21 protein-coding genes, 1 tRNA gene and 1 pseudogene are annotated in these 26,148 nt (G+C 50.2%); 14 read left to right on the forward strand and 9 right to left on the reverse strand.

Annotated features, from left to right (window positions below):
- The first annotated feature begins 235 nt into the window (after positions 1–235).
- The 5 genes from ACFMKP_RS22045 (at position 236) to argF (ending at position 5,973) form a co-directional block, all read left to right on the forward strand.
- Complete coding sequence (locus ACFMKP_RS22045) at positions 236–739, forward strand: GNAT family N-acetyltransferase (protein ID WP_110520318.1); 504 nt, start codon at positions 236–238, stop codon at positions 737–739.
- A 147-nt stretch (positions 740–886) separates the two neighbouring features.
- The gene (locus ACFMKP_RS22050) at positions 887–2,098 is read left to right on the forward strand and encodes an argininosuccinate synthase (RefSeq protein WP_382295175.1); all 1,212 of its coding nucleotides are present in this window, start codon (positions 887–889) and stop codon (positions 2,096–2,098) included.
- Between the two features lie 2 nt (positions 2,099–2,100).
- Positions 2,101–3,288: a bifunctional glutamate N-acetyltransferase/amino-acid acetyltransferase ArgJ gene (argJ, locus tag ACFMKP_RS22055; protein ID WP_382295178.1), complete on the forward strand. Its 1,188-nt coding sequence runs from the start codon at positions 2,101–2,103 to the stop codon at positions 3,286–3,288.
- Between the two features lie 300 nt (positions 3,289–3,588).
- Positions 3,589–4,953, forward strand: a complete 1,365-nt coding sequence (argH, locus tag ACFMKP_RS22060) for an argininosuccinate lyase (RefSeq protein WP_382295181.1) — start codon at positions 3,589–3,591, stop codon at positions 4,951–4,953.
- Positions 4,954–5,004: 51 nt separating this feature from the next.
- Positions 5,005–5,973, forward strand: coding sequence for an ornithine carbamoyltransferase (argF, locus tag ACFMKP_RS22065; RefSeq protein WP_382295184.1), 969 nt, complete (start codon positions 5,005–5,007; stop codon positions 5,971–5,973).
- Positions 5,974–6,042: 69 nt separating this feature from the next.
- Here the strand turns inward: argF and ACFMKP_RS22070 are convergent, their stop codons facing one another.
- The 4 genes from ACFMKP_RS22070 to ACFMKP_RS22085 all read right to left on the reverse strand — a co-directional run bounded on the left by ACFMKP_RS22070 (position 6,043) and on the right by ACFMKP_RS22085 (position 8,712).
- Positions 6,043–6,741, reverse strand: coding sequence for a response regulator transcription factor (locus ACFMKP_RS22070; protein ID WP_054534762.1), 699 nt, complete (start codon positions 6,739–6,741; stop codon positions 6,043–6,045).
- A complete protein-coding gene (cutA, locus tag ACFMKP_RS22075) occupies positions 6,741–7,076 on the reverse strand; it encodes a divalent-cation tolerance protein CutA (protein WP_204755783.1) in 336 nt (111 codons plus the stop codon). Before cutA ends, ACFMKP_RS22070 begins: the two co-directional genes overlap by 1 nt.
- A gap of 99 nt (positions 7,077–7,175) precedes the next feature.
- Entirely contained in the window at positions 7,176–7,826 is a 651-nt protein-coding gene (locus ACFMKP_RS22080) for an HAD family hydrolase (RefSeq protein ID WP_382295187.1), read from the reverse strand.
- Positions 7,813–8,712, reverse strand: a complete 900-nt coding sequence (locus ACFMKP_RS22085) for a DMT family transporter (RefSeq protein WP_382295190.1) — start codon at positions 8,710–8,712, stop codon at positions 7,813–7,815. The genes ACFMKP_RS22080 and ACFMKP_RS22085 overlap by 14 nt, the downstream gene beginning before the upstream one ends.
- Positions 8,713–8,817: 105 nt before the next feature.
- On the opposite strand from ACFMKP_RS22085, the gene ACFMKP_RS22090 reads away from it, so the two are divergent.
- On the forward strand, positions 8,818–9,609 hold the full coding sequence (locus ACFMKP_RS22090) for a GNAT family N-acetyltransferase (protein WP_382295193.1): 792 nt from the start codon (positions 8,818–8,820) through the stop codon (positions 9,607–9,609).
- Positions 9,610–9,814: 205 nt separating this feature from the next.
- Here ACFMKP_RS22090 and ACFMKP_RS22095 read toward each other — a convergent pair whose 3' ends face one another.
- From ACFMKP_RS22095 to ACFMKP_RS22115, 5 genes and pseudogenes are all read right to left on the reverse strand, one after another.
- A complete protein-coding gene (locus tag ACFMKP_RS22095; RefSeq protein WP_382295196.1) occupies positions 9,815–11,317 on the reverse strand; it encodes a SpoVR family protein in 1,503 nt (500 codons plus the stop codon).
- Between the two features lie 113 nt (positions 11,318–11,430).
- Positions 11,431–11,841 (reverse strand): annotated as a pseudogene (locus tag ACFMKP_RS22100) (four helix bundle protein).
- A 105-nt stretch (positions 11,842–11,946) separates the two neighbouring features.
- On the reverse strand, positions 11,947–13,050 hold the full coding sequence (locus ACFMKP_RS22105; RefSeq protein WP_382295198.1) for a DUF444 family protein: 1,104 nt from the start codon (positions 13,048–13,050) through the stop codon (positions 11,947–11,949).
- An 80-nt stretch (positions 13,051–13,130) separates the two neighbouring features.
- Positions 13,131–16,400 (reverse strand): serine/threonine protein kinase, encoded by a 3,270-nt coding sequence (locus ACFMKP_RS22110; protein ID WP_382295201.1) that lies wholly within the window; start codon positions 16,398–16,400, stop codon positions 13,131–13,133.
- Between the two features lie 307 nt (positions 16,401–16,707).
- Positions 16,708–17,271 carry a hypothetical protein gene (locus ACFMKP_RS22115; RefSeq protein WP_382295204.1) on the reverse strand — a complete coding sequence of 188 codons (564 nt, stop codon included), beginning with the start codon at positions 17,269–17,271 and terminating at the stop codon, positions 16,708–16,710.
- 423 nt (positions 17,272–17,694) lie between these two features.
- Here ACFMKP_RS22115 and ACFMKP_RS22120 point away from each other — a divergent pair, with 423 nt between their 5' ends.
- The 8 genes from ACFMKP_RS22120 (at position 17,695) to ACFMKP_RS22155 (ending at position 26,143) form a co-directional block, all read left to right on the forward strand.
- The gene (locus ACFMKP_RS22120; RefSeq protein WP_382295207.1) at positions 17,695–19,074 is read left to right on the forward strand and encodes a cytochrome P450; all 1,380 of its coding nucleotides are present in this window, start codon (positions 17,695–17,697) and stop codon (positions 19,072–19,074) included.
- Positions 19,075–19,101: 27 nt separating this feature from the next.
- Positions 19,102–19,178 (forward strand) — tRNA-Val (locus ACFMKP_RS22125).
- A gap of 97 nt (positions 19,179–19,275) precedes the next feature.
- The gene (locus tag ACFMKP_RS22130) at positions 19,276–20,961 is read left to right on the forward strand and encodes a M3 family oligoendopeptidase (protein WP_382295210.1); all 1,686 of its coding nucleotides are present in this window, start codon (positions 19,276–19,278) and stop codon (positions 20,959–20,961) included.
- A gap of 404 nt (positions 20,962–21,365) precedes the next feature.
- The gene (locus tag ACFMKP_RS22135; protein ID WP_382295213.1) at positions 21,366–21,815 is read left to right on the forward strand and encodes a hypothetical protein; all 450 of its coding nucleotides are present in this window, start codon (positions 21,366–21,368) and stop codon (positions 21,813–21,815) included.
- A 231-nt stretch (positions 21,816–22,046) separates the two neighbouring features.
- Positions 22,047–22,766, forward strand: a complete 720-nt coding sequence (locus ACFMKP_RS22140) for a ubiquinol-cytochrome c reductase iron-sulfur subunit (RefSeq protein ID WP_382295216.1) — start codon at positions 22,047–22,049, stop codon at positions 22,764–22,766.
- Positions 22,767–22,793: 27 nt separating this feature from the next.
- Positions 22,794–24,482: a cytochrome bc complex cytochrome b subunit gene (locus tag ACFMKP_RS22145; protein WP_382295219.1), complete on the forward strand. Its 1,689-nt coding sequence runs from the start codon at positions 22,794–22,796 to the stop codon at positions 24,480–24,482.
- Between the two features lie 59 nt (positions 24,483–24,541).
- Complete coding sequence (locus ACFMKP_RS22150) at positions 24,542–25,402, forward strand: cytochrome c (RefSeq protein ID WP_382295222.1); 861 nt, start codon at positions 24,542–24,544, stop codon at positions 25,400–25,402.
- A gap of 60 nt (positions 25,403–25,462) precedes the next feature.
- Positions 25,463–26,143: a hypothetical protein gene (locus ACFMKP_RS22155; RefSeq protein ID WP_382295225.1), complete on the forward strand. Its 681-nt coding sequence runs from the start codon at positions 25,463–25,465 to the stop codon at positions 26,141–26,143.
- Positions 26,144–26,148 lie beyond the last annotated feature (5 nt).

Genomic DNA, 26,148 nt, shown 5'->3' on the forward strand with positions numbered 1-26,148 from the left:
TCTTCAAAACCTACCCCCGTACAGCGATGAAAACCTCCGGCGGAGGGACGGAAGGGTGGCGAAACGAGGCGTGGGGAATGGTTGCTGGGGGCTGGAGATCGGAAACCACCCATGATACGGAAGGGTGGCGAGCCATGAGCATTGATCAACGAAATCAAGCCCAAAACTGGGCCTAAACATAGATAGCGACATTTAAACATTATCCGGCGCAAGCCGTTTTGGGAGTAACCAATCAATGGTTGCCATTCAACAAAGTACAGTTTTGGCTCCAATCGATCCAGCGGACATTGTGGTTCGGCCCGCCCATGAAGACGATGTGGCTGGCATGAGTGAGTTGGTAGCCGAAAATGTGCGGGCTGGGCATTTATTACCCCGTTCCGCTGACGAAATTCGTGCTTCTTTAGCAAATTGGGTAGTTGCCTGCCATGGCCAACGGGTGATTGGCATTGGCTCATTGTTGCTGATGAATCCTGATCTGGTTGAGGTTCGCTCATTAGCCGTGGCAACCGAGTATCGCGCTGCTGGCGTTGGTGCCAAAATTGTGCTCGAACTGGTTGCTCAAGCCAAATTGCGCCAAATTCATACAGTTTTTGCCTTGACCCGCGCTGTTTCGTTTTTTGTTCGCTTGGGTTTTACAATCACCGACAAAGAACGCTTCCCCGAAAAGGTTTGGCGCGATTGTGTCAAGTGTCCACTCGTCACCTGCTGTGACGAAACCGCCGTCGTTTGGGAACATTAACGAGAAGGATGAATTATGAGGGATGAAGGATGAAGCTTCAACCCTTAGGTTTATCCTCAATTATGTAGTTTGCGAAATGAAGGATGGTTCAGGGATTTCCTCCCTCATAATTCATCCTTCATCCTTTCAATAAGGAGTTCATTGGTCATGTCGAATGCGACTGCAAAGAAAGTTGTGCTGGCTTACTCTGGTGGCTTGGATACCAGCGTGATCGTGCCGTGGTTGAAGGAACATTATGGCTGTGAAGTCGTCTGTTATTGCGCTAATCTTGGCCAAGATGATGATTTGAGCGGCGTAGAAGCCAAAGCGATTGCTTCAGGCGCAAGTGCCTGCTATGTCGAAGATTTGCGCGAAGAATTTGTGCGCGATTTCTTGTTTCCAATGTTGCAATCGGGCGCAACTTACGAACGCACCTATTTGCTTGGCACCAGCATCGCTCGCCCATTGATCGCGCGCGGCCAAGTGCAGACCGCCTTGAAAGTTGGCGCTGATGCACTTTCCCACGGCTGTACGGGCAAAGGCAACGATCAAGTGCGCTTTGAATTGACCTACATGGCCTTGGCTCCACACATGAAAATCATTGCCCCATGGCGTGAATGGCACATTCGCTCACGCGAAGATGCATTAGATTACGCTGCATTGCACAATGTGCCCGTTACCAGCACCCGCGCCTCAATCTACAGCCGCGACGGCAATATTTGGCACTTGAGCCACGAAGGCGGCTCGTTGGAAGATCCATGGTTGGAGCCAGAATTAAATATGTTCCAACGCACCGTTACCCCAGAACAAGCCCCTGATGCGCCAGAATATCTGGAAATTGGCTTCGAGCGTGGCATTCCAATCAGCGTGAATGGCGAGCAACTTGGCCCCGTGGCTTTGCTGCAAACCCTCAACGAAATTGGCGCTCGCCATGGCGTTGGCCGCGTTGATTTGGTCGAAAATCGCTTGGTTGGCATGAAGAGCCACGGCGTGTACGAAACTCCAGGCGGGACGTTGCTCTATCGCGCTCATCAAGGCCTCGAAGAATTGGCGCTTGATCGCGAAACCCTGCACTACAAAGATACCTTGGCAATTCGTTTCTCAGAGTTGATTTACAACGGCCAATGGTGGTCGCCGTTGCGCTACGCTTTGTCGGCATTCTTCACCGAAACTCAAAAGAACGTGACTGGCGTGACCCGTTTGAAAGTCTTCAAAGGTGGCGTGCATTTGGTTGGGCGCAAGGCCGAACGCAGCTTATACGTGCCCGATTTGGCAACCTTCAGCGAAGATGCAGTCTACAACCAAGCAGATGCTGAAGGCTTTATCAAGCTCTTTGGCTTGCCCCAAAAAGTCGAAGCCTTAACCTCAGGAGCTGAATAAGCATGAGTATCTTTCGTTTTGCTGCTGGTTTCCGCAGTGCTGCGGGGCGATGTGGCTTGAAGGCCAGTGGTAATCCTGATTTAAGTTTACTTGTTGCTGATGATGTTTGTACGGCGGCTGGTGTGTTTACCACCAGCCTCGTCAAAGCTGCGCCAGTGCTTTACGATCAAGCGGTGTTGGCCGAGCATGCCAGCGAAATTCGCGCCGTGATTGCCAACGCTGGTTGTGCCAACGCCTGTACTGGCGCACAAGGCGATGCTGCTGCCCACGAAATGGCGCGGTTAGCAGCTGAGGCAGTTGGTTGCGAGCCTCATCAGGTTTTAGTGCTTTCAACTGGCGTAATCGGCCATCAACTGAATGTTGAAAAAGTGGCCAAGGGCGTTGCTGCAATCGCCCCAGAACTGGGCGTTGAGCATGCTCCAGCGCTTGCCGAAGCAATTATGACCACCGACACCCGCCCCAAAACCGCCAGCGCCAATGCGGTGATCGATGGGAGTTTGGTGACCGTGGCAGGCGTTGCCAAAGGCGCAGGCATGATCCATCCAATGATGGCAACCATGCTCTCGATTGTCACAACCGATGTGGCAATTGATGCTGATTTGGCCCAAAGCTTGTTGCGCGAAGTCAGCGATGCATCGTTTAATTGCGTGACGGTCGATGGCGACCCCAGCACCAACGATACCTTATTGCTGCTGGCCTCGGGCACAAGTGGCGTGACGATCAATGCCAGCAATATCGCTAGTTTCCGTCAAGCGCTTGAAGCGGTCTGCATCGATTTGGCCAAGCAAATTGCCGCCGATGGCGAAGGCGCAACCAAACTGGTCACGGTTACGGTTGATCATGCGCCGAGTGTTGCCGCAGCGCGTACTGTTGCCCGCAAAATTGCCTGCTCTCCGTTGGTCAAAACCGCGATTCACGGCGGCGATCCCAATTGGGGCCGAATTTTGGCAGCAGCAGGCGTAGCTGGCGTACCATTCGATCCTAGCCAAGTTGAGCTTTGGTTGGGCGAGGTGCAATTAGTTGCTGGTGGCACGCCCACCGACTACAGCGAACGTGAAGCAGCGAGCCAAATGAGCGGCCAGCATGTGGCCATTCGGCTTAATCTTGGGGCGGGCACGGCCACTGGCTACGCTTGGACCTGCGATTTTAGCGCCGAATATGTACGAATCAACGCCGATTATCGGACGTAAATGTTGGGGATCGGGGATTGGTTGTTGGGGATCGGGCATTTTAACGCAGCGGCGCAGAGCTAATCTGGCTATGGGCGATGTGTCATGGTAGGTACGGCCTAATTCCCTCACCCCCTAGCCCCCTCTCCCGCCTAGCGAGGCGAGGGGGAACCACTTAATCATCCCCTCGCCCGCGTTCAGTGGGAGAGGGGCTGGGGGTGAGGGGATACAGCTGCTTGCCAATTCCAATAAATCATGACAAAAGCCTTACCGCCCCCCGATCCCCAACGATCAACATCTAAATAACGAGGTAACCAAACCATGTGGGGTGGACGTTTTAGTGGCTCGTTGGCTGAGCATATGCGCTTATTCAACGATTCGTTTCCAATCGATAGGCGCTTATGGGCCGAGGATATTCGTGGCTCGATTGCCTGGGCCAATGGCTTAGAGCGGGCTGGCATTTTGCAAGCTGATGAATGCCAAGCGCTGATCGCTGGCTTGCGTCAAGTTTCTCAAGAGTTTGAAGAAGGTTTGTTTTTGCCGTTAACCAGCGACGAAGATATTCACACGGCGGTCGAACGTCGCTTGGGTGATTTTATCGGAGCCTTGGCGGGCAAATTGCATACTGGCCGCTCACGCAACGATCAAGTTGCAACCGATACCCGTTTGTGGACGTTGGGCGCACTCAAACTGGCCGATGATCTGATTCGCGATGTGCAAGCAGCTTTGCTGGAGCAAGCCAAAGCAGTTGGTGATGCAATTTTGCCTGGCTATACCCACTTGCAACGGGCGCAGCCAGTCCTATTATCACACGCCCTGTTGGCTCATTTTTGGCGTTTAGATCGCGATCGCCAGCGTTTGCACGACGCAACCAAGCGGGTCAGCGTTTTGCCGCTTGGCTCTGGCGCGCTCGCAGGCACGGCGTTTGCGGTTGATCGGGCAGCGCTGGCAGCTGAATTGGGCTTTGCCAGCATCAGCCAAAATAGCCTCGATGCCACCAGCGATCGCGATTATATTGTCGAAATTTTGGCGGCAACGGCATTATTGGGCGTGCACATCAGCCAGCTTGCTGAAGATTGGATCATCTGGAGCAGCGCAGAATGGGGCTTTGTGGCGCTTGATGATGCCTATTCAACTGGCTCAAGTTTAATGCCGCAAAAGAAAAATCCCGATTCGCTCGAATTGGCACGCGGCAAATCTGGCCGTTTAATCGGCAATCTGGTTACAGTTTTGACCTTGCTCAAGGGCTTACCATCGGCCTACGACAAAGATTTACAGGAAGATAAAGCACCCTTATTTGATGCGATCGATACATTAAGCCTGACCTTGCCGGTGGTGGCTGGGGCAATTCGCACCGCCCGTTTCAACACCGAACGCATGGCGGCAGCGCTTGATGATGCAATGTTGGCGACCGATGTGGCCGATGAATTGGTACGCCGGGGAGTGCCATTCCGCGAAGCCCATCACATTGCCGGGCGCTTGGTGCGCGAAGCAGAACAACGTGGCGTTGGCATGCGCCAATTGCCCGCCGAAAGCTTTGTTGCAGCCCACCCAAGCCTGACCGATGTTGCTGGTTTATTCGATTTTGCTCGTTCCGTCGCCATGCGCGACGTACCTGGTGGAACAGCGCCCAATGCCGTGCGCGACCAACTGATTGCTGCTCAACACGTTTTAGCAGAAGGCTGAGGTTGCCCATAGCGCCCTCGCCCTGCCGTTACCCTTAACGGAGGCTTCCAAATGACACACTCACTTCTTGGTCGCGATTTACTGGCCTTGGCCGACTGGAACGACACTGAATTACTCGACGTGCTGGAAACTGCCGCCGAACTCAAATTGCGCCAACAACGTCGCAAAGCGCATCCCCTGTTGGCAAACCGCACCTTGGCGATGATTTTCGAAAAGCCCTCAACCCGCACCCGGGTTGGCTTCGAATCGGCAATGGTGCAACTCGGCGGTCATGGCATTTATCTCAGCCCACGCGATACGCAAATTGGCCGTGGCGAAACCATCGGCGATACCGCGCGCGTGCTCAGCCGCATGTGCGATGCAATTATGGCACGGGTCAACGACCACGCTACCTTGGTCGAGTTGGCTGAAGCCGCCGATGTGCCAGTGATCAATGGTCTTTCCGATTGGCTGCATCCGGTGCAAGCCTTGGCCGATGCCTTGACGATTCGCGAGCATTTTGGCAGTTGCAAAGGTGTGAAATTGGTCTACCTTGGCGATCCCAATAATGTTTCCAATTCGTTGTTGGAGATTGCGCCCCGCTTGGGCATGGATTTTGCGCTGGGCACGCCATTTGTGGAGCATGTTGATCAGCAGTTGTTGGCTCAAGCTCGTTTGCAAGCTGCCGCCAATGGTACCAAAATCATCGTTACCAACGATCCTTTGGAAGCTGTCAAGAATGCTGATGTGTTGTATACCGATGTTTGGGTCAGTATGGGCCAAGTCGTGGCCGAAGGTCATTTGGAAGCGCTACAACCATTTCAAATTAATGCTGAACTGTTGGCCGCAGCTAATGCAGGAGCCAAAGTAATGCACTGTTTGCCAATGCATCGCGGCGAAGAAATTAGCGCCGATGTGGCTGATGGCGAGCGTTCGATTATGTTTGATCAAGCTGAAAATCGCTTGCATACCCACAAAGCTGTGTTGGTTGCCACCGTTGCTGGCTTGGCTTTACGCCGCACCAAACGCCTCGCCGCCTAAAATTATTTAACTAAGCAACTGGCTTGAATTCAGCCCCGTGTATGCAACGCGGGGCTGAATGACCATCCTTTAGCCTTCGATAAACCGATAGCCAATGCCCCATTCAGTCTGAATCAAATTCGATTCGGGGTCAATTTCGCTGAGTTTTGAGCGCAAACGCCGAATATGCACATCAACCGTGCGCGCATCGACATATTCATCGTAGCCCCAAACTTGGCCGAGCAGCACTTCGCGGGTAAAAACTTGGCCAGGATGCGAAGCCAAATAGGCCAAGAGATCAAATTCTTTGGGCCGCAAGGTTAATTGCACATCGCGGAAGGTCGCGCGGCGGCGCGCATTATCCAGTTGCAAGCCATTTGAGGTTGGCACTGCATCGCCAATTTGTTGGCGCAAACGGCTGGCTTCGGCAGTGCGCCGCAACAAGGCCCGCACCCGCGCCACTAGCTCGCGCGGCGAAAATGGCTTGACTACATAATCATCAGCGCCAAGCTCTAAGCCAACCACCCGATCAACCTCATCGGCCCGCGCTGTGAGCATAATCACTGGTTGCTCGAAGCCCTCGGCCCGCATTTGGCGCAGCACCCCAAAGCCATCAATCCCGGGCAAGCCAATATCCAAAATCAACAGATCATAGGTTTCGTTGCGCAAGCGCAGTAAGGCATCTTCGCCAGAGCCAGTTTCGCCAACCGCAAAGCCCTCGCGTTCAAAGCGCGAACGCACCACATCGACCACGCTTGGTTCATCATCAACAATTAAAATACGTTGCATTAGGCATCCTCATTGGTCATGACTTCGCCCAAAATCCAATTGATAAAGCGTTGCGAGCCATCGACAATAGGCAAAGCAATAATTTCGGGTAGCGCATATGAGTGCAATTGTTCAACCCGCTCGATCAGGCTGCCCAGCGCATCAGCACGCGTGCGCACAATCAACAAAATCTCGGCCTCTTCTTTGAGTATGCCTTCCCAATGGTAAATCGAGCTAATTTGCGGCAAAATATTAACGCTGGCTGCCAGCCGTTCGGTCACTAAGGCTAGGGCCAGCGTGCGAGCCTCATCAGCATTACTTGTGCTAATCAAAACAACCTGCGCTGCATCAGACATAACGCCTCCAGATCGATTAACCGCTTGCTGTGTTTACTCTACCTTAAAGCCGTCGATCTGCAAGGGGTTTGGCTGTTACCACTTATGAATGGCGCAGGCTTAGCGGTTGGCTTGCAGCTCGGTTAGCACCTCGGCCAAGCTCGCATATTTGGCCACTGGCGGAAATTCTAGATATTTGGTGACGCTGTTGGGCACTGCATAAACCGTTGCTTCAGCCGCCAAACCTGCTTGCACGCCTTGCGGCGAATCTTCGAGCACAAGGCTGGCCTTGGCCATCACGCCCAACAATTCGGCGGCGCGCAGAAAAATATCCGGCGCGGGCTTGCCATTGGCTACTTCTTCGCCAGTGACGGTTGCGCCAAAACAATCGTTCCAGCCAAATTTTTGCAACACCATGGTCAAATATGGTCGCGGCGACGAGGTAGCAACCGCAATCGAAATCTGTTGCTGATTGAGCCAACGAATAATTTGGTCTGCGTAAGGCATGGCTTCAGCTTCGCGCTCGACCAGTTCGAAAATTAATTGGCGATGCTCTGCAATTGTTTGCTCGATGCTCAAGGGCAAATCGAAGCTCTCAATCATCGTTTTGGCATTATCATGCGCGCGGCGGCCAACCATGCGATGGCCCCAATCGGGGGCGCATGCTTTGCCGTAGCGGGCCAAAAACACATCCAAGGCCCGCATGCTTACCGGTTCGCTATCGACCAACACGCCATCACAATCAAACAAAATTGCATCAAATTGTTTCATTTGGTTCCTGCTTCTTGAAAAATGCTAAGGGTGGAAATTCGGCAATCACAATGCCGATCATCATTAATAAACCACCCCAAACGAAGGTCGATGAAATGCTTTCGTTGCCAAAGGTTGCTGCAAATAGCGCCGCAAAAACTGGCTCTAGCACGAAGATCAAGGCGGTGCGGGTTGGCGAAGCATAGCGCTGCACGATAATCTGAATCGCCAGCAAGACCGCTGTGCAGATGATGCCCAAATAGGCTCCCGCCCAAAAAACGTCTGCTGGCAAGGCGGGCACTGTTTCAAACAGCAGGCTGCCGATGCTGGCAACGACCGCCACAACCGCCACTTGAATCATGTTCATGGCAATTGGCGATGCCTTTTTGGTCCAATGGCCAATCGCCAAAATATGCCCTGCAAAAGTTACTGCGCAGATAAACACCAAAAAATCGCCCCAAAGCGAAACTGGCTGCGAGCCTGCTTGTGGAGTGCTATCAATCGAGAGCACATATAAGCCAGCGACGGCTAAAATCACGCCAGCCCAAACTTTGGCGCTAATTTTTGTGCGCCACAACACAGCGCCCATCAACGGCACAAAAATCACATTCAAGCCAGTAACGAAGCCTGCTCGCGATGCCGTGGTCATGCTGATGCCGATTGTTTGGGTAATGTAGCCAACGCATAGCAAGCTGCCAGTAATCAAGCCTGCCTGCCAATCGGTGCGTGTCCATTGGCGCAGTGATTTGAGCGACCATGGCAAGAGCGCCAGCGTTGCCAAAACAAAACGCAAGGCCACAAAGGCCAATGGCGGCCAATGATCGGTCGCATCACGCACGACAAAAAATGTGCTGCCCCAAAGCATCACAATCAACAACAGAACCCCATCGCTTTGCCAGCGCTTCATTGCCGCACCCTTTCTAGAAATCAGACCATAGACATATAGTATACGGAGATTTGGTCAACCTATAATTGGTCGGTTGAATTCTTGATTGCCTAAGAGGTTGCTACAATGCGTTTAATTGCCCTGCACGAACGGGAAAAAATTGCAGCATGGCTGAGCCAAAATGCTGACTTGAACATCTATCAAATTGGCGATTTGGATGCGTTCTTCTGGCCTTCGACGGTGTGGTATGGGCTTGAGCAAGCTGGCAAGATTCTACAAATTGGCTTGGTTTATCTTGGCCATAGTATGCCAATTTGGCTAATGTTTGATGATCAGCGCCAGCAATATTCGGCTCAATTGGCGGCAGCTATGCGGCCTTTATTGCCAGCCAAAGTTTATTGCCACTTCTCGCCTGGCATCGCCGAGGGTTTGGCCGACCGCTATCAGCTGCACGATCATGGCCTACACCATAAAATGATCTTGCGCGATTTTGCCAAACTTGATCAGGTGCGGTTTGAGCGCGAGGTTGTGCAACTGAGCAGCGCCGATTTGCCAGCGATCAATCAGTTGTATGCCGAGGCCTATCCCGATAACGCCTTCGATCCCCGCATGCTCGAAACTGGCTGTTGTTATGGCATTTGGCAGGATGATCAATTAATCAGCATCGCTGGGATTCATGTCTATTCGCCGAGCTATCGCGTGGCAGCGTTGGGCAATATCACGACCCATCCAGCCTACCGCGGCCAAGGCTTGGCCAAGCAAGTAACCGCCAAACTTTGCCAAAGCCTGCGCCACGACATCAACCATATTGGACTCAACGTCCACAGCGCTAATCACATCGCCATCAAAACCTACGAAAACTTGGGTTTTAGTTGGGTTGCCGATTATAGCGAGGTACTCTTGGAGCAAAAAGCCTAATCAGAAGCCATTAATTTAACACAGAGGAATAATGGCTAATAGCTGTTGGCTATGGGCTAGCGGAACATGATTTGGGATTGCAAATGCTCCAAAATTAGCCTCGTGTCATGCAATTTAACATGTGTTAAACCACACAATCAAAAGCCCCTCGCCCGTTGGACGGGAGAGGGGTTGGGGTGAGGGGATCATTATCGATTGATTATGGCTAATCAAGTCGGCGTTCGCTATATTCCTTGCCATCAAAGGTCAATAAGCGTTTTTTATCCTCAAGCACCGTTTCAAGGTTCACCGGACGCGTCCAGATTGTATGAATATGTTTGAGCGTGTCGCGGGCATAATCTAGGCGCAAATCGTTACCTTCATGGCGATGACGCAGATACAATTCGCCGCGATTGTTGTAATTGGCATCCTCAACATAGATATAGGGCTGGCCAAAATTGGTCAAGCCGCTGAGCAATTGCGATTTGATCGCGCCAAAATCGCGATTAACAATCTCATACAAATCAGTATCGTTGTTGTGCTTGAAGGTAAACAGTTTGTTCTCGACGCAAAATTCAGGCGTAAGAAATTCGTCGAGAAAGGTAATATCGTTGTGGAACCGCCGCACCTCAAAGACTTTTTCCAAGCCTTTGCCTAGCTTCAGATCCCATTCACGCTTTTCGCGCATATCGTCGCATTGCTCCCAATCTTTGCCAAAGCGTCCGCGATTCCAGCGATCTTCGATGTCGCGTAGCAACAGCAAACCTAAGCGATACGGATTCAATCGCCCAGGATGGGCCGCCACGATCCCCGCATGATGATCAGCAAAATCGACGATTTCCGAGGTTTCGGCGGCATGCGTGGTCATAATTCGGCTATGCCAAAAGCTGGCCCAACCTTCGTTGATAATTTTGGTCATGCCTTGCGGAGCAAAATAATAGGCTTCGTCGCGCACAATTTCCAGAATATTATGCTGCCAACGCTCAAGCGGCGCGTAATTCATCAAGAACAACAGCACGTCTTTTTGCGAATTCTCGGGGAATTTACGCATTTTTTGCTGTTCTTCTACTAATTTTTCACGTTGCTGGCGCAGAAACTCTGGTGGATTGATAAAATCCTTCATATATGCGCGTTCGAACGGCAAACCTTCGGCTACTTCAATATCGTCATCTTCGACGATTGGTTGGCTGGTTTGGGCTTCAGGTCGATTAATATACGGCGAATGATAATCGATCAGGTTTTCGATTGATAAACACGTATCAATAAATGATTCGACAGCTTCATAGCCATAACGATCGATATAGCGTTGTACTCGCCCAGCATGATTTGCCATCACATCAAGCATTTTACGATTGGTTGGAGCAAACCACATGTTGTTTTTGAAGAAATCGGCATGGCCTGCAACGTGCGCCATGACCGTTTTCTGATCAACAATCATATTGCCTTCGAGCAAATAGGCATACACTGGGTTGGTATTAATCACCATTTCATAAATGATGCTTAATCCATACACATGGCCCTTGATTAGTTGATCATATTCCATTCCGAAGCGCCAATGTGGGTAGCGTCGCGGAAAACCACCCATGGCAGCAACTTCATACAATGTATTATAATCAAGGATTTGGTAGACAATCGGGTAGTAATCAAGGCCATAATGCTTGGCATGGCCATCAATTTGCTCCCACGCTTTTTGCAGATTAAGCGGTAAATCGTTGTTGCTGAGTGGCATAAAAACCTCTCTTTGGAAGTATGAAATATGAGGGATGAAGGATGAAAATATTCAACAAAGGATTAAATATCAAAGATGAATAGATTCACTCGATAATCATCATAATATCTTTCCTATGAGTCTTGTTGATCATCGAAATCATACATTGTAGCTGGTTCTTTAAGTTGTAAGCGTTTCTTCTTAACAATCGTTGTAAAAATAGCAAGTAATTGTGATGTTTCATCACGTAAAGGATTAATAACGATCGCTGTTTGAAAATCAGCCAAAAGTAATAATTCTAGCCAATAGTCAGTTTCCTCTAATTCTTGTAAGCAGATGCCAAGTTTGGCGATAAACTCATTATCTTATCGTGAACGATGGGCTTCACGATAATTGGCTCCAACTGATGTTCCTGAACGCAGGAGTTGTTTGCCCAAAATTGTTGCTTCGACTCTGGTTGGCAAAGAACCGTACAGCTGAATAATTTGGATCGCAAAACGAGTGGTACGTTGGCGTAAATCATCACGACCAACATCTTTTTGCATGTTAAATCCTCCGAAATTAAGCAGAATGCTAGCTAAATCAGAAATTTTAGATTGATTTCAAATTTAGCTAGCATTTTCATCCTTCATCCCTCATCCTTCATCCTTCTATTTGCCTTTGCCTAAAAAGGCCTTGATTGCATTGTAAATATCGTCGCGGTCGGCAATTTCTGAAACGACCATGGTTTCGTTGGCCCGAAAATTTTCGTTCAGATCATGGGCAAAACGCCCTGATCCATACAACGAACGCACTTGACCGTAACAAAAAAGGTTAACTTTGGGCAAAATCTGGTTGCGCAGTATTTCAACACATTCGCGGGTGTCGCCGCCGCCCCAGTTATCGCCATCGGAAAAATGGAAGGGATAAATATTCCATTCAGCGGGTGAATAATGCTCATCAATTAACTTAAGCACCAAGCGATAGGCCGAGGAAATTTTGGTTCCACCACCTTCGCGAATCCGATAGAAAACGTCTTGGGTCACTTCTTTAGCTGCTGCGTCATGCACGATGTAGCGCATTTCAAGATGCTTGTATTGGGAACGCAGCCAGGTTTCAATCCAAAATGCAGTTACCCGCACCAGCTCTTTTTGCTCCTGACCCATCGAGCCAGAAACATCCATGCTGTAGATAATCACGGCGTTGCTTTCGGGCATTTCGGTGGTTTTCCAGGTCCGAAAGCGCATGTCATCGCGAATCGGCACCACCACCGGATCATCGGGATCGTACTGACCAGAGGCAACTTGGCGTTTGAGGGCTTCGCGGAAGGAGCGTTTGAAGTGGCGCAGCGAATTTGGCCCAACCTTGGTAATGCCCGAATATTTATCCTTTTGCGAGATAATATTCTTGCTGCCTTTGGGCTGAATATTGGGCAATTGCAGTTCTTCGCCCAACAATTGCGCCAGTTCCTCGATCGTCATTTCGACATCAAGCGAATGTTGGCCCGAATCTTCGCCGGCCTCGCCTGCGCCTGGCTGCGAGCCATCACCACGCCCGATTGGATCGCCGTTTTCGCCCTCGCCTTGGCCAACGCCGCCTTGATTTTTGCCAAAGCGAAAGCGGGGTAAATCGATTGATGGCACAGGAATGGAGACCAAGCGTTTACCTTGGCGACCAATCATCTCGCCATGAGAAATATATTTGCGCAGATCTTTTTTAATTTTGCCCCGCACAATTTGGCGGAAGCGATTAAGATCACGTTCAACTCGTTGCATAGGCTCACCGTTGATTGTTAGTGGAAGGAACGCACGCAAGCGAGCGGATGCGCCATTGAATCCGCTCGCTTTGTCCGAGCCTACTTGCGCTGAGTCGCATCGCCACGAGCAAAAATACTCGCAACATAATTCAGCACATCGGTAGCACTTTGATCGTTGTAGCCAAAATCGCGAATTAAGCGCGTTTTGACGACATCGATTTTTTCTTGGGTATCTTTATCGACAACACTCGAAACCAAACTGGTCAGTTTGATGCTATCTTTTTGATCTTCAAAGAGTTTCAGTTCTAAAGCTCGATGAAGTCGTTCGTTCGTGCGATAATCAAACGTCTTGCCTTCGATGGCTAATGCTCCGATGTAATTCATAATTTCACGCCGGAAATCATCCTTACGATTATCGGGAATATCGATCTTTTCTTCGATCGAGCGCATCAGTCGTTCGTCTGGCTCTTCATAGGCTCCAGTGAATTTATTACGCACTTTTTCGCGTTGCGTGTAGGCTTTGATATTGTCGATATAGTTGGCACACAAGCGCTTAATTGCTTCCTCATCGGCAGAAATTGCGCGCTGGACTTCATTTTTGACAATATCAGCGTATTCTTCTTTAACAATTGCCAAGAGTTCGCGATAGCGTTTGCGATCTTCTTCATTGGTGATTAATGAGTGGGTTTTGAGTCCACTCTCTAGCTCATTCATCACCATAAATGGATTGATGCCGCCATCGCTTTGGTAATTAACTAAGGCATTGCTAATTTTGTCTTGGATATAGCGGGGTGAGATGCCTTCCATGCCTTCGCGGCGGGATTCCTTGCGCAATTCTTTGATATTATCTTCAGTGAAGCCAGGCAACGATTTACCATTGTAAAGCTTCATCTTTTGCAATAAGGTCAAGTTTGCGCGTTTTGGCTCTTCGAGCCGAGTCAAAATTGCCCACATGGCAGCAACTTCGATGGTATGTGGTGCAATATGGACGCGAACATTCTCCGAATTGAAATCCTTTTCGTAAATTCGAATTTCATCACGCAAGCGCGTAATGTAGGGAATATCAATTCGTACTGTGCGGTCTTTTAATGCTTCCATAAACTCATTATTTTCAAGCTTACGGAATTCTGGTTCATTTGTATTGTGACAAACCACGTTGCCCAAACCGCAGACGAAGTTATGAATCCCTTCGCATTCAATGTCGTAAACCCATTCATCGACAACTGGTCGGGCGGTTAAGCGGTTTTCAAAGCGGTTGTGACGGCCACCCCGTTTGCCTGAGCCAGAAACAAAGCGCACGCGATAAGCTGGCGTGCGATCCTCGCGTTCAAGCCGATAAACGCTGTAATCGTGGCCAAGCAAGGTTGATAAAGTTCCAACTTGGGTTGCTAGCAACGACGAAAGGGTTTTGTATTCAAAAAAGGTGTCGCGATATTCATCGCTGCATACCTCACCAACAGCGCGGGCTATTTTGCGTGAGCCATCGGTGCGCATTAATTCTTCAAAGGCATGTTGTTGATACAGCTTGGGCAAATTGAATAAAAAGTCGGGCAAGCGCTTGAATTCGGAATGTTCGCCACAATGATATTTAACCAACGCAGCAATTGCTTGCGAACTCAGGTACAAACGCCAGCAGTTATCGGTTTTTGCGCCAGCATCGATTGAGCCATGGGCGGTTGTGATATTGGCATAGGCTTGGCGCACGCGCTCTAATTCATCACGATCGTTTTGGCTGATTATGATTCCACCATTACGCCCGTTGATATGGCCTTCAGTTGCATACCAAACCATTACTGTAATCAGGTCTTTGAGCGCTTGTTGATCGTGTTGTGGGTCATAAATTGCTTTAATTTGGGTTGCATGACGCGGTAAATTAAGCCGTGCCCAGCCTGGTTGGCATGGCTTGGTTAACTTGCCACCATTCGCAAACCGCACCACGTCATCGCGAATAAAGCCATCGATATGTTGAATTACATCGATTGGCTGCCATTGAGCCTCTGGTTTAATCCAAACATCATCAAGCCAACGGACCGCCGCCAATTCTAGGCCCTCTTCAGGGAAGAAGGTTTGACCTGAGCGAGAGTAGATTGAATGGTTCGGTGTGGTTTCGACAACTCCCCATTTTTGCGAGGTGGTTAGCATGTTGCCGCTGAACCGATGGCGGAAAATGGTTTTAACTGGAGTCCAAGTTGTGGCTGCACGGTTGAAATCAAACGCAAGCACTTCTAAGCCGCTACTATCGGCGTTAAATCGAGCACAAAGCTGTTCTAGCGTTGTCCAGCCTGGTACGCCATTGTAACGATAGGGAATTGGCGTATTACCTGCAACGCTGTGCCCAACGATAACTTCATCGATATGTGTTTGCGCGAACTTCTTGGATTTAATCCGATGTTCTTGCGAAGCACCAAGTAAATCGTACAAAAATGCTGTGTCGAGCTTAAGCATTTCAACAAATTCAATAATGCCACGATTAGCAATATTAAATTCACCATCGAAGCTAAAAGCGCGTGGATCACTATCAGAACCATAGATTGCAATCTTACGATAATTAATATCGCCAGTTAATTCAGTGCTATCTTGATTCTTTTCATCCTTTGGCTGAAATGTGCCAATGCCAACCCGATCTTGTTCGGAGAAAACGAAACGGCGGACGCGGACATGGCGCAAAACTTTGGCAAAATCGCCATTGTAACGCCGCATCAAATCGCGGAAATTATAGCGGCATGAAGGGTCAAGGTCGCCAGTAATCGTAATCTGTTCGTCTGGTTCGAGGTTGGCGTTGAATTCCTTTAAAAATGCTTCGCGCATTTCGAGCGGAATCAAGTGCAAAGGATCTTCGTGCATTGGGCAGGGGTCCCAATCAGCATCCTTCACCTCGCCAGCGTCGAGATCTTCAATATCGCCCAAAAACCAATCGAACGTATACAGCGCGCCATTCTCACTGCGCGAATAGCGTTCGAGGCCACGTTTTAGGCGGCGAGCGATGGTTGATTTGGCTGAGCCGACTGGACCATGCAGCAGCAGCACCCGTTTTTCCGTGCCATAGCCATGGGCAGCAGCCTTGAAGAAATTAACCAAGCGCATTAATGGAATTTCCAAGCCAAAAATGGCATCTTGCTCGTCGAATTCGTTGGTGGTAAAGAAGTTATAACGAATTAACTTCTTTTTGGCATCGATGAACTCTTCCAGCCCATACGACATAATCATGTCGTAAATTCGTTGGAAGGCATTGCGGGTGACTTTTGGATTATTGGTCACAATATCCAAATAATCCTGAAAAGAGCCAACCCAATGGAGATTCTGATAGTTTTGCTGGTCTTGTAAGGTACTCAGCAAGGACATCAGTTGCGAGCCGGAGGGAGTCGTCATAGTTGGCCTCCTACATCACCGCCACGCGGCGGGAACAGAGCGACGACGGAGGGGTGGGGTCCGCCGATAGATACCGAGGAACGCAGACAAAGCCGACTGAAAATGAGCCAACACCAAAGGACGGCGATTGTTCTGGCAGGTTGATGAAATTTGAGAATGGTCGCTGCCAGAGGATGGTGAAAGAGGAAGCGCCGTTGCAACTTCGGCTTTTCAATTATAGCAATCGCAAGATTCAGCGTCAAGAAACAAATGTGCCGCAAAAGTCCCATCTGCGTTGATCAGCAGAGGTGATTTAGCCACCAGTTTGCTAGCTTTGTAAGCGTGCTTGCAGGGCTAAAATCTGCTGATAGAGCGCTTCGGCATTGGGGATGCCTTCAAAAAAAAGTGTAAAGCCACTGTTTAACCCAAAGAATAAATATTGGCTGAAGGCTGGTGTATTATCGAAGATAATACTTTGCTGGCCATTGGGCATGCGATCAAGCGTAACTGACTTGAGCCGAGCCAAATCGTAGCTATGTTGATAATCACGCTTGCGCCAATGCATATGAATTAACGACCTGCGGTTGGTTAGCATATAGGTTGTATGGCGACGCAAAGCGCGACTAAACAAGAATCGACCAATCAAAAGGTAGCCTCCATAGCAGAGAAAGAGACCAACCATTATCAGGTGTAGCACGGTTGGGATTTGTTGCCCATTCTCAACAAAGAGAACCTTGGTCAGCAGGAAATACAGCCATAGGATGCCAAAAACCAAAGGCGCAAGATCAATTGGATAAAACTTAAAGCCTTGGACAGGTTGGCCTTGCCAGAGAATTTCTTCGCCAGGCTGGAGTGTTAAATGCTGATTACTGGTCGGCACGCGATAACTCATTGGATTCTCCGTTTGGTTGAAATTGGCCTAGTTGATACGTGTAATGGAACATCAGGTTAACCACCGCCTGATCCCCTCACCCCAACCCCTCGCCCGTGGCGCGGGCGAGGGGCTTTAACACCGTGGTTCTTGCAAAAATCCTTGGTAAAAACGGATGCTCCCCTCGCCCGCGTTCAGTGGGAGAGGGGCTGGGGGTGAGGGCATTCCCATGATTGCCAATCCAATGAACCATTATAGATACGAACTAGCAGACTGCTTGTTGCATAGCTCCAAGCCAAATTTCTCTTAACAATTGTTCATCCAATCCTGCTTGCTTTTGGCTATGCCGATGACGTATTATTTATGAACGGAATTCATAAATTAGTTTTGCGGCATAGAAATCGAATTAACAACGATAAAGCATATTCAGCTTGGAGGTAGTCGATGACGGTTAAGATGTTACCCGGCCCCAAAGGAACGCGCCTTGGGGGCAGTCGGCGCGATTTGCAAAAATACGGCCCGTTGGGCTTTTTCGAATATCTGGCCAGCTACGGTGATTTTACAACCTGTCGTGTGGGGCCGTTTCGCGTTTATCTGGTGAACGATCCCAATGGGATTCAAGAGCTGTTGGTGGCCAATCGCGATAAAGTGCGCAAAAATGCTGGCGATCGCGAGTTGCTTTCGCGCTTTTTGGGCAATGGCTTGCTTAGCAACGATGGCGCTGATCATCAAAAGCAGCGCAAACTGGTACAGCCCGCATTTCACATGAAGCGGATTCAGGCCTACGCTGAAACCATGGTTGAGCACACCGAAGCTATGCTCAAACGTTGGCACGATGGGGCGATTCTGGATATGGATCAGGCCATGATGGAATTGACCCTAACGATTGTGACCAAGACGCTATTCAATGCAGACATCAGCGAGCAAGAAGTTCGCCAAGTTAGCCAAGCCTTGGAAGATATTCAGGTCAATTTCACGATTATTTCCGAGCAAGCTGTGCCCTTGCCGCGCTGGGTGCCAACTCGCGCCAATCGGGCCTTGGAGCATGCCAGCAAGCAAATTGACCAAGTGGTGCAGCGCGTCATTCGCGAACGCCGAGCAAGCGGCGAAGACACAGGCGATCTGTTGTCGATGTTGTTGCTTTCGATCGACGATGGCAACGGCCAAGGCATGACCGACCAACAAGTGCGCGATGAAGTGGTGACCCTGTTTTTGGCTGGCCACGAAACGACCGCCAATACCTTGACTTGGTGTAGTTATTTGCTTGGCAAACATCCTGAGGTACGCCAACGCTTGCAAGCAGAGGTTGACGAGGTGCTGCAAGGTCGCTCGGTAACCTTGCAAGATTTGCAAAAATTGCCCTATACCGAAATGGTGATCAAAGAAGTCTTGCGCATGTATCCGCCAGCTTATGCCTTGAGTGCCCGCGTGCCAACCGAAAATATTACGGTGCTTGGGCAAACGATTACACCACGTCAAGCAGCCATGGTTTCGCCTTATGCAATGCACCATAATCCGCGCTATTGGCCCGAGCCAGAACGCTTCGACCCTGAACGCTTTAGCGCGGAGCAAGAACGGGCACGGCATAAATATGCCTATATTCCGTTTGGCGCAGGCTCGCGGGTTTGTATTGGCAACGTATTTGCCATGATGGAAGCCCAATTGTTGTTGGCAACAATAATGCAGCATTATGATTTCACCCTTGACCCAACCCAGCGCGTCGAGTATGATCCGCAAATTACGCTTGGGGTGAAGCATGGGCTGCGGGTGCGCTTGGCCCAACGTCAATTAGCCGAGCAAAGCCTTGAATTTGCAAAAAGTTGAGAGCTATGGTAGTATACGCGGGCGCGTGGGCAGTTAGCTCAGTTGGTTAGAGCGCCACGTTGACATCGTGGAGGTCACTGGTTCGAGTCCAGTACCGCCCACCACTCGCAATCGCCCTCAACGAGGGCGATTTTTTTTGTGTATGGTTTTGCGGTGGTTTTGCCCTTTGAGAGTAGCAATAATCTAGCAAGGAGTTCTGGCATGAGTTTGAAAATTGACCCACGCGATTGGGCCACAGTTCAGCCCTACTACGATGCACTTGCCGCTGAGGAGCTTTCGGCTGAAAATGCAACCGCGTGGTTAAGCCGTTGGAGCGAGTTAGAAGCCCATCTGCAAGAATTTGGCTTTAGTGCCTATCGCGCGATGACCGAAAATACCCAAGATAAAGCTGCTGAAGAGCTGTATCTTTACACCATCGAGGAGCTTACTCCTAAATCCAAGGTGGCTGGTCAAGTGCTGAAAGAAAAATTATTGGCGCTTGATGCAGCAATCTTCCCCGCCGAAATGCAGGAAATGCTGCGCCGGGTTCGGGCCGAAGCCGATTTATTCCGCGAAGAAAACGTGCCCTTGCTAACCGAAGTTGATCGCTTGAGCGCTGAATTTAGCAAGCTGATGGGTGCAATGAGCGTCGAATGGCAAGGTGAAACCTTGACCATGCAAGCAGTATTTAAGCTGTTGAACGACCCTGATCGCAGCGTGCGTGAAGCTGCATGGCGGGTCTATCACAGCCGCTTCTTGCAAGATCGGGCTGCATTCAACGAAATTTATCTTAAGCAACTTAAGCTGCGCCGCCAAATTGCTGCCAACGCCAACAAAGCCAGCTATTTGGATTATGTCTGGGATTTGTATGGCCGCTTCGACTATACGCCCGCCGATTGCCGCACCTTCCACGATGCGATTGAGCATGAAGTTGTGCCTTTGGTTGAAAAATGGTTGACCGTGCGCCAACAAGAGTTAGGTGTTGAGAGCTTGCGGCCTTGGGATATTGCGGTCGATTCGCAATCGCGCCCAGCCTTGACCCCGTTCCAAAATGCTGATGAGCTGGAAAGCGTCTGCCAAACCATCTTCGATCAAGTTGATCCAGAGTTGGGTGCGCAATACACCCGTATGCGCGATGGCTGGCTCGATTTGGCATCGCGGCCTGGCAAAGCACCTGGCGGCTATTGTGGCGGCATGTTTGTCTCCAAAGTTCCCTATATTTTCATGAATGCGGTTGGTACTCACGACGATGTGCAAACGATGTTGCACGAAGGTGGCCATGCCTTCCACTTTATGGAATCATCGGCAACCAACGACATCATTTGGAATTACGATGGGCCGACTGAGTTTTGCGAAGTGGCCTCGATGGCGATGGAATTGTTGGCAGCACCCTATTTGGCCAAGGATAAAGGTGGTTTCTACAGCGAAGCCGATGCTCGGCGCGCCCGGGCTGAGCACCTGTGGAGCACCCTCAAATTCTTGCCCTACATGGCGACCGTCGATGCCTTCCAACACTGGGTGTATATTGAAGCGCCAGAAGATGTGACCGCCGAGCAGCTTGACGCTGTTTGGAAAGATCTCTACGAACGCTTTATGAGCGGCGTTGATTGGAGCGGCTTGGAGGATGTGCATACCACTGGCTGGCATCGCAAACAGCACATTTTCGAAGCGCCATTGTATTACGTTGAATATGGCTTGGCCCAATTGGGCGCGTTGCAAGTTTGGCGTAATGCCATGAAGGATCAAGCGCAAGCAGTGGCGCAATATCGTTCGGCTTTGGCCTTGGGCAATACCAAGCCGTTGAGCCAATTGTTTGCCGCAGCTGGGGCAAAATTTGCCTTCGATCGCGAAACGGTTGGCGAATTGGCGCGCTTAACTGATACCCATCTCACCGCACTCCACGATTAATTGAATAGAGTCTCCCCTCACCCCAACCCCTCGCCCATTGCACGCGGGCGAGGGGCTTTTTGTTTAAGCTATTCCAAAGCCAATGAACATTTTTAGCCACGAATGGCTGTTGGCTATAGAAACCGCGAAGGACGCGAAGGACACGAAGAATTGTTTTTTAGCCACAGATTTATTTGATTATTATTCCCCAAAGCCAATAGCCATCCGTTCTCTGCGCCTCTGCGTTAAAACCTGCCCCCTGATCGCTGGCCCCTCTTTTGGCTATCGATTTGTGTCTTCTGCCTTTTAACTTTTACTTCATCCCTCATCCTTCATAATTCATAATTCAATAACTAGTCGCTCGCCATATCATGGGTATAATTACTCATTAATAGAACGAATTAATTAAATGACGAGGCCAATATATGGAAGATAAACCTCAAGGCTGTTTATGGTGCGATTATCGCGGGCCAGTCATTGCTGGCGAAATTATTAGCGTGGTCAATCCGCAAGTGACCTTGCAGCATGAGCTACGGCGTTGCCCAGAATGCAAGGCGACCATGGTGGATATTCGCTGGCCCGACCGGATTGTGCGGCGCAAAGTGCGCGAATCGCCACGGCGTTTTCGGCGCTCGCTATGGGTGATTGTTTATCCGGTGGAATGTGCTTGGTGTGGCAGCCACAACACTGATGCCTATGAAGTCAATGCGACGGTCTCGAATCCGGTAAGCACGCGTTTTAAGTATGATATTTATCGTTGCCTTGATTGCGAGCGCCCGAACGCAATTTCCTATTTGGGCGAAGTCTATGTGCATCGGGCCGATCAAGACAAAGAATTCTTTTCGTTGTGGCATTTAGACCCAGATGTTGAGTAAAGCAGCGCAGGCGAGGAGCTGAAAAAACTGCTAAAGTAGCTAAAAACTGGCATGGTCGGATTGCGAAATAGGCCTTTATAAAGGCAAAAAATCGCTGTGGTATGCGTTTGACGCTCCTTTGTGCAATGTGTTACAATACCGAGTGACCCCGCCTCAGCGTCTGTGCGCGGTATTTTTTTGACATTGCCACGATATCCAAACGACAACCAAGGCGGCTAGGAGAACCGAATAATGGCTGAAAACCCGAAACAATCTGGAGGGCGGCGGATCGTCTCTCAGGCCGAAGCAGAGGCGGTGGCTGCCAAAGCAGGCGTTAGCCCTGTTACTCGTACCAAAGTTGGCAAGCCGGTTGGCGAGCGGCAAGGACTCAATCGGCGCGAATTTATGGCCTATGCGACGGCTGGCTCAATGGCTGTGTTAACGGCACTTGGGCTTGGTAGCATTGTTGCGCCCAGCAAAGACGACGAGTTAATCAATGAATTGACTGGTGGTGCCGACTGGGTTACTGGCGGTTTTGCCTACCCACGGATCAAAGCAGGCCAGTTTGGCGGTAAATTTACGCTTGCTCGCGCTGGCGATAGCTACACCGCTGAAGAAGCACCAGAATTAAATGCTGCTGGTAAATTTTACATTGTTAAGGTTGATAAAACCAAAGGTGCAGCTGAAAACGGGATCGTTTCAACCAACGATAACGAGGTTGGGGTCGAAACCAGCGATGGCGGATATTTGATTGCAATCTATCAAGTATGTACCCACTTGGGCTGTTTGATTCCGTTCCAAGCTTCACAAAATCGCTTTATCTGCCCATGTCATGGCTCGACGTTTGAACGTAACAGCCATTACGTGCTTGGCCCAGCGCCCCGGAACCTTGATCAGTTTCCGGTTACTTTAGAAGATGGCGCATTGGTAGTAGACACTGGGAAAAAGAAGACGGGTCTAACTCACGGCTAGTTTACCCAGTCACGAAGGAGTTTCCGTATGGCTGTATCGCCTGAAAGCAAGCGCAAGGGCTTGGGTGGCTGGCTAACCGAGGTAGGCCGCTCGTTCTTCCCTTCGATGGGCGCACGTGAGTGGCGCGAAACCCTGCGTGGGGGGCCAGCACCACGTCCCAACCCACGGATGCGGGTGCACTCGAATAGTTTTTGGTATCACATTCGTCCCCGTTCGTTATCTGAAGAAGCAACCGCATGGTATTACACCATGGGGCTTGGCTGGATGTCGTTTTTCTTCTTTGTACTTGAGGCGATTACTGGTCTCGTTTTGATGATCTATTATTCGCCATCGCCCAATGAAGCCTATGCGACCATGACCCAGATTATGAACGACGTGCCGTTGGGCGGCCTGATGCGGAATATTCACCGCTTGGGCGCGCACTTTATGGTTGCAGTGGTGATTTTGCACATGCTGCGAACCTATTTTACGGCTTCGTATAAAGCTCCGCGCCAGTTTATCTGGTTTACGGGCATGCTGCTGCTCTTTATGACGCTGTTGTTGTCGTTCTCTGGCTATCTCTTGCCATGGGACCAATTGGCGTTCTGGGCGGTGACGATTGGTTCGTCGATGGCTGACGCAGCACCTGGGGTTGGGCCGGCAATTGGCCGCTTGCTCCGTGGCGGCGCAGAAATTGGCGCTGGCGCACTCTTGCGCTTCTACTTGTTGCACATCTTTATGTTGCCAATGCTGACGATTATTTTCATCAGTATTCACTATTATGCAGTGCGCAAGCAAGAAATTTCGCCAATTCACGAATTGTTTGAAAACAAAAAACCAACCAAGCGCAAAATTCCTTTCTTGCCCGACCAAGTGTTCTTTGAGTTGGCAGTGATTGTGGTTTTGACCTTTACCTTTATCTTTATCAACAACTTCTTCTGGGATGCCAAGCTGGAAAATCACGCCAACGCCTTGGAAACTCCCCAACACACCCAAGCTCCATGGTACTTCTTCTGGTTGCAAGGGATGTTGAAGCTTGGCGATAAGATCGTTTGGGGCTTGGGCATCGCTGGGATTATCTTCGGCGCACTGTTCCTCTTGCCATACATCGATCGCAACCCTTCACGCCGCTTCAAAGATCGCAAATTTGCGGTTGCTGGCGGCATTGTTTCGTTGATCGTCTTTGTTGTCGTTTCGTATGGTGGCTTGCCCGCCTTCGGGATTCAAAAAGTCGGTTCGAACGAATTGGCCGTTTCGTATGTGCCAGTTGAAGGCGAAGGTCGCGTGATGGAAGTGCCATTCGACCAAGTGCCGCAAGAAAAATTCGTTTATAAAGTCTATTACGATGCAACCAAAGATGCCTTTGTTGAAGGCGAATTTGGGGTAGCTGAAGGCCCAGCGCCAGAAGCCCTCTCGCCAGTCTTCAAAGAAATGCTGCTTGAACTCAAACACGACGTGCAAAAATGGGCCGAATATGACGTGCTGTTTGTTCGCCCAACGGTTACTTTAACGATCGAGCCATGGCTCTATCAACAAGATACCGATGCTGCCGAATTCTCAACAGCAGTTGATGGGCTTCTGCAAAAACGTGTAACCTTGGATATGGAATGGACGACGGCGGGTTACGACGCAGACGGTAATTTGGTCGAAACTCCCGAAAAGAGCCGCTATACCCAATATAAATTCCTCAACCGGAATGGGGTTGTTCACGTTGGCGATACGGAACCACGAAACTAAGTTTTTTATCCACGGCCTACGTTGCTGCGTGGGCCGTGTCGAATAAGGAAACACGTCCTATGACGAAAAACATTGCAGTTTCGCTGCTGTTTACCCTCGCAACAGTTGCCTTGCTTGGCTTTATCTGGATTGGCCAAACGAATGATCGTTTGGCTGCCACGAATTTGCGCCAAGATGCTTTGCAATTGGAGTTCGGGCAGCGCAACTACGAACAATATTGTGCCACCTGCCACGGTTTGGCTGGCGAAGGCCAAGGCCCAGGCAACAAAGGTGCTCCTAAGCTTTCCGATTTGCAAGGTCGCTTAGGCCCAGGCACCGAAGCGTTTACCCGCGAAAACGGGATTCAGAAAAAATATGGCTCATTGCGCAACTATGTCGAAGGTATTATTGCCTATGGCAAAACTGGCACGGCTATGCCTGCCTGGAAATTGCAAGGCATGCGCGATGACCAAATTAAAGCCATCGCTGCCTATGTGATGTCGATGCAAGGTGGCGCAATCTCGCCAGTCGCGCTTGATTCAGCCAAATCGTGGGCTGCAACCACTGAAGCAGGCTTGCCACCAACCCCAACGCCAAACGAGCCACCATTGGATAATGCAGTGGCTGAAGCTGGCAAGCAAACCTTCAACACCTACTGTATCAGCTGCCACAACAAAACCGATGCTAGCGGCGCAGGCCCTGGTTTGGCAGGCTTGTTCGGCGAAACTGGTACCAAAGCCTTTGGCACAACCCTGCCTAACGGCAATCCAGTCAACGACGAAAATGTCTTAGATTGGATTACGAATGGTGGCGGCGGCCCAGGTGTTGGCCCAGATCCTCAAGATGGCGCTTCGTATGGGGCAATGCCACCCCAAGGCCAGATCCTTAGCGAAGATAAAATTCTCGAAGTTATCGCCTACTTGAAGACCTTGACTCGGTAAAGCACGCGCTGGCGATGGCATGCTGTCGCCAGCCTAAAAGCCTTCTAAGGAGGCCATTCAATGAAAAAATGGTTGAATAACATAGGCGTGAGCATGCTTGACCTGGTCATCTTTGTGCCATTTGCCTTGGTTTACACCATCTTTGGCGCAATCTGGACGACCAGCAGCGGCCCATATATGGCTGGTGATCTCGCTACCGGATTGCAAGTTAAAAAAGATATTATGTACTACTTACTGTGGGCTTGTGCAATCGGCTATGCCGTATTGGCCAATACCATCGCTTTGTGGGGCAAAGCTGCGCGTGGTGGCTTGATTGCGTTCGTCGTTACCTTGGTGGTGATGGTTGCAGCCTTCTTTGGCTTGACCTTCGGGACCCAAGCCTTGTCGAATACGCTGCCAGCTTCGACCAAAGTGTTGAGCATCGCGATTGGCGATATTTTGGTCTTGTTGCCAGTTGTCACGGCCACAATCTTCTTCTTCATCGCTTGGATTGTGACCGGCTTTAGCAATCACTTGCGCGGCCAACCAGTTGCGCAAGGCTTTGTGCGCTTGGGCGTAGCCTTGATGGTTATTCCAGTTGTCCAGTTCTTGGTGATTGTGTTCTTGCCACGGTGGGACGACGAAGTGCGCGGGGTTGTGTTTGTGCACGCTATGAGCTTGGGCTTGCTCTGGGGCTTGTTCCTCGGCGGCGGGCTTGGCTCGAACTTGCGCAAGCGCAGCGAAACTCCTGCAACCGTCTAAATTAC

Source organism: Herpetosiphon sp. NSE202, assembly GCF_042688385.1.
Classification (GTDB): Bacteria; Chloroflexota; Chloroflexia; order Chloroflexales; family Herpetosiphonaceae; genus Herpetosiphon.

What these genes read in the sequence shown, in the direction of transcription:
- ACFMKP_RS22045 (WP_110520318.1), top strand. Translation starts at nt 236, where the DNA reads ATGGTTGCCATTCAACAAAGTACAGTTTTGGCTCCAATCGATCCAGCG.
- ACFMKP_RS22050 (WP_382295175.1), top strand. Translation starts at nt 887, where the DNA reads ATGTCGAATGCGACTGCAAAGAAAGTTGTGCTGGCTTACTCTGGTGGC.
- argJ (WP_382295178.1), top strand. Translation starts at nt 2,101, where the DNA reads ATGAGTATCTTTCGTTTTGCTGCTGGTTTCCGCAGTGCTGCGGGGCGA.
- argH (WP_382295181.1), top strand. Translation starts at nt 3,589, where the DNA reads ATGTGGGGTGGACGTTTTAGTGGCTCGTTGGCTGAGCATATGCGCTTA.
- argF (WP_382295184.1), top strand. Translation starts at nt 5,005, where the DNA reads ATGACACACTCACTTCTTGGTCGCGATTTACTGGCCTTGGCCGACTGG.
- ACFMKP_RS22070 (WP_054534762.1), bottom strand. Translation starts at nt 6,741, where the DNA reads ATGCAACGTATTTTAATTGTTGATGATGAACCAAGCGTGGTCGATGTG.
- cutA (WP_204755783.1), bottom strand. Translation starts at nt 7,076, where the DNA reads ATGTCTGATGCAGCGCAGGTTGTTTTGATTAGCACAAGTAATGCTGAT.
- ACFMKP_RS22080 (WP_382295187.1), bottom strand. Translation starts at nt 7,826, where the DNA reads ATGAAACAATTTGATGCAATTTTGTTTGATTGTGATGGCGTGTTGGTC.
- ACFMKP_RS22085 (WP_382295190.1), bottom strand. Translation starts at nt 8,712, where the DNA reads ATGAAGCGCTGGCAAAGCGATGGGGTTCTGTTGTTGATTGTGATGCTT.
- ACFMKP_RS22090 (WP_382295193.1), top strand. Translation starts at nt 8,818, where the DNA reads ATGCGTTTAATTGCCCTGCACGAACGGGAAAAAATTGCAGCATGGCTG.
- ACFMKP_RS22095 (WP_382295196.1), bottom strand. Translation starts at nt 11,317, where the DNA reads ATGCCACTCAGCAACAACGATTTACCGCTTAATCTGCAAAAAGCGTGG.
- ACFMKP_RS22105 (WP_382295198.1), bottom strand. Translation starts at nt 13,050, where the DNA reads ATGCAACGAGTTGAACGTGATCTTAATCGCTTCCGCCAAATTGTGCGG.
- ACFMKP_RS22110 (WP_382295201.1), bottom strand. Translation starts at nt 16,400, where the DNA reads ATGACGACTCCCTCCGGCTCGCAACTGATGTCCTTGCTGAGTACCTTA.
- ACFMKP_RS22115 (WP_382295204.1), bottom strand. Translation starts at nt 17,271, where the DNA reads ATGAGTTATCGCGTGCCGACCAGTAATCAGCATTTAACACTCCAGCCT.
- ACFMKP_RS22120 (WP_382295207.1), top strand. Translation starts at nt 17,695, where the DNA reads ATGACGGTTAAGATGTTACCCGGCCCCAAAGGAACGCGCCTTGGGGGC.
- ACFMKP_RS22130 (WP_382295210.1), top strand. Translation starts at nt 19,276, where the DNA reads ATGAGTTTGAAAATTGACCCACGCGATTGGGCCACAGTTCAGCCCTAC.
- ACFMKP_RS22135 (WP_382295213.1), top strand. Translation starts at nt 21,366, where the DNA reads ATGGAAGATAAACCTCAAGGCTGTTTATGGTGCGATTATCGCGGGCCA.
- ACFMKP_RS22140 (WP_382295216.1), top strand. Translation starts at nt 22,047, where the DNA reads ATGGCTGAAAACCCGAAACAATCTGGAGGGCGGCGGATCGTCTCTCAG.
- ACFMKP_RS22145 (WP_382295219.1), top strand. Translation starts at nt 22,794, where the DNA reads ATGGCTGTATCGCCTGAAAGCAAGCGCAAGGGCTTGGGTGGCTGGCTA.
- ACFMKP_RS22150 (WP_382295222.1), top strand. Translation starts at nt 24,542, where the DNA reads ATGACGAAAAACATTGCAGTTTCGCTGCTGTTTACCCTCGCAACAGTT.
- ACFMKP_RS22155 (WP_382295225.1), top strand. Translation starts at nt 25,463, where the DNA reads ATGAAAAAATGGTTGAATAACATAGGCGTGAGCATGCTTGACCTGGTC.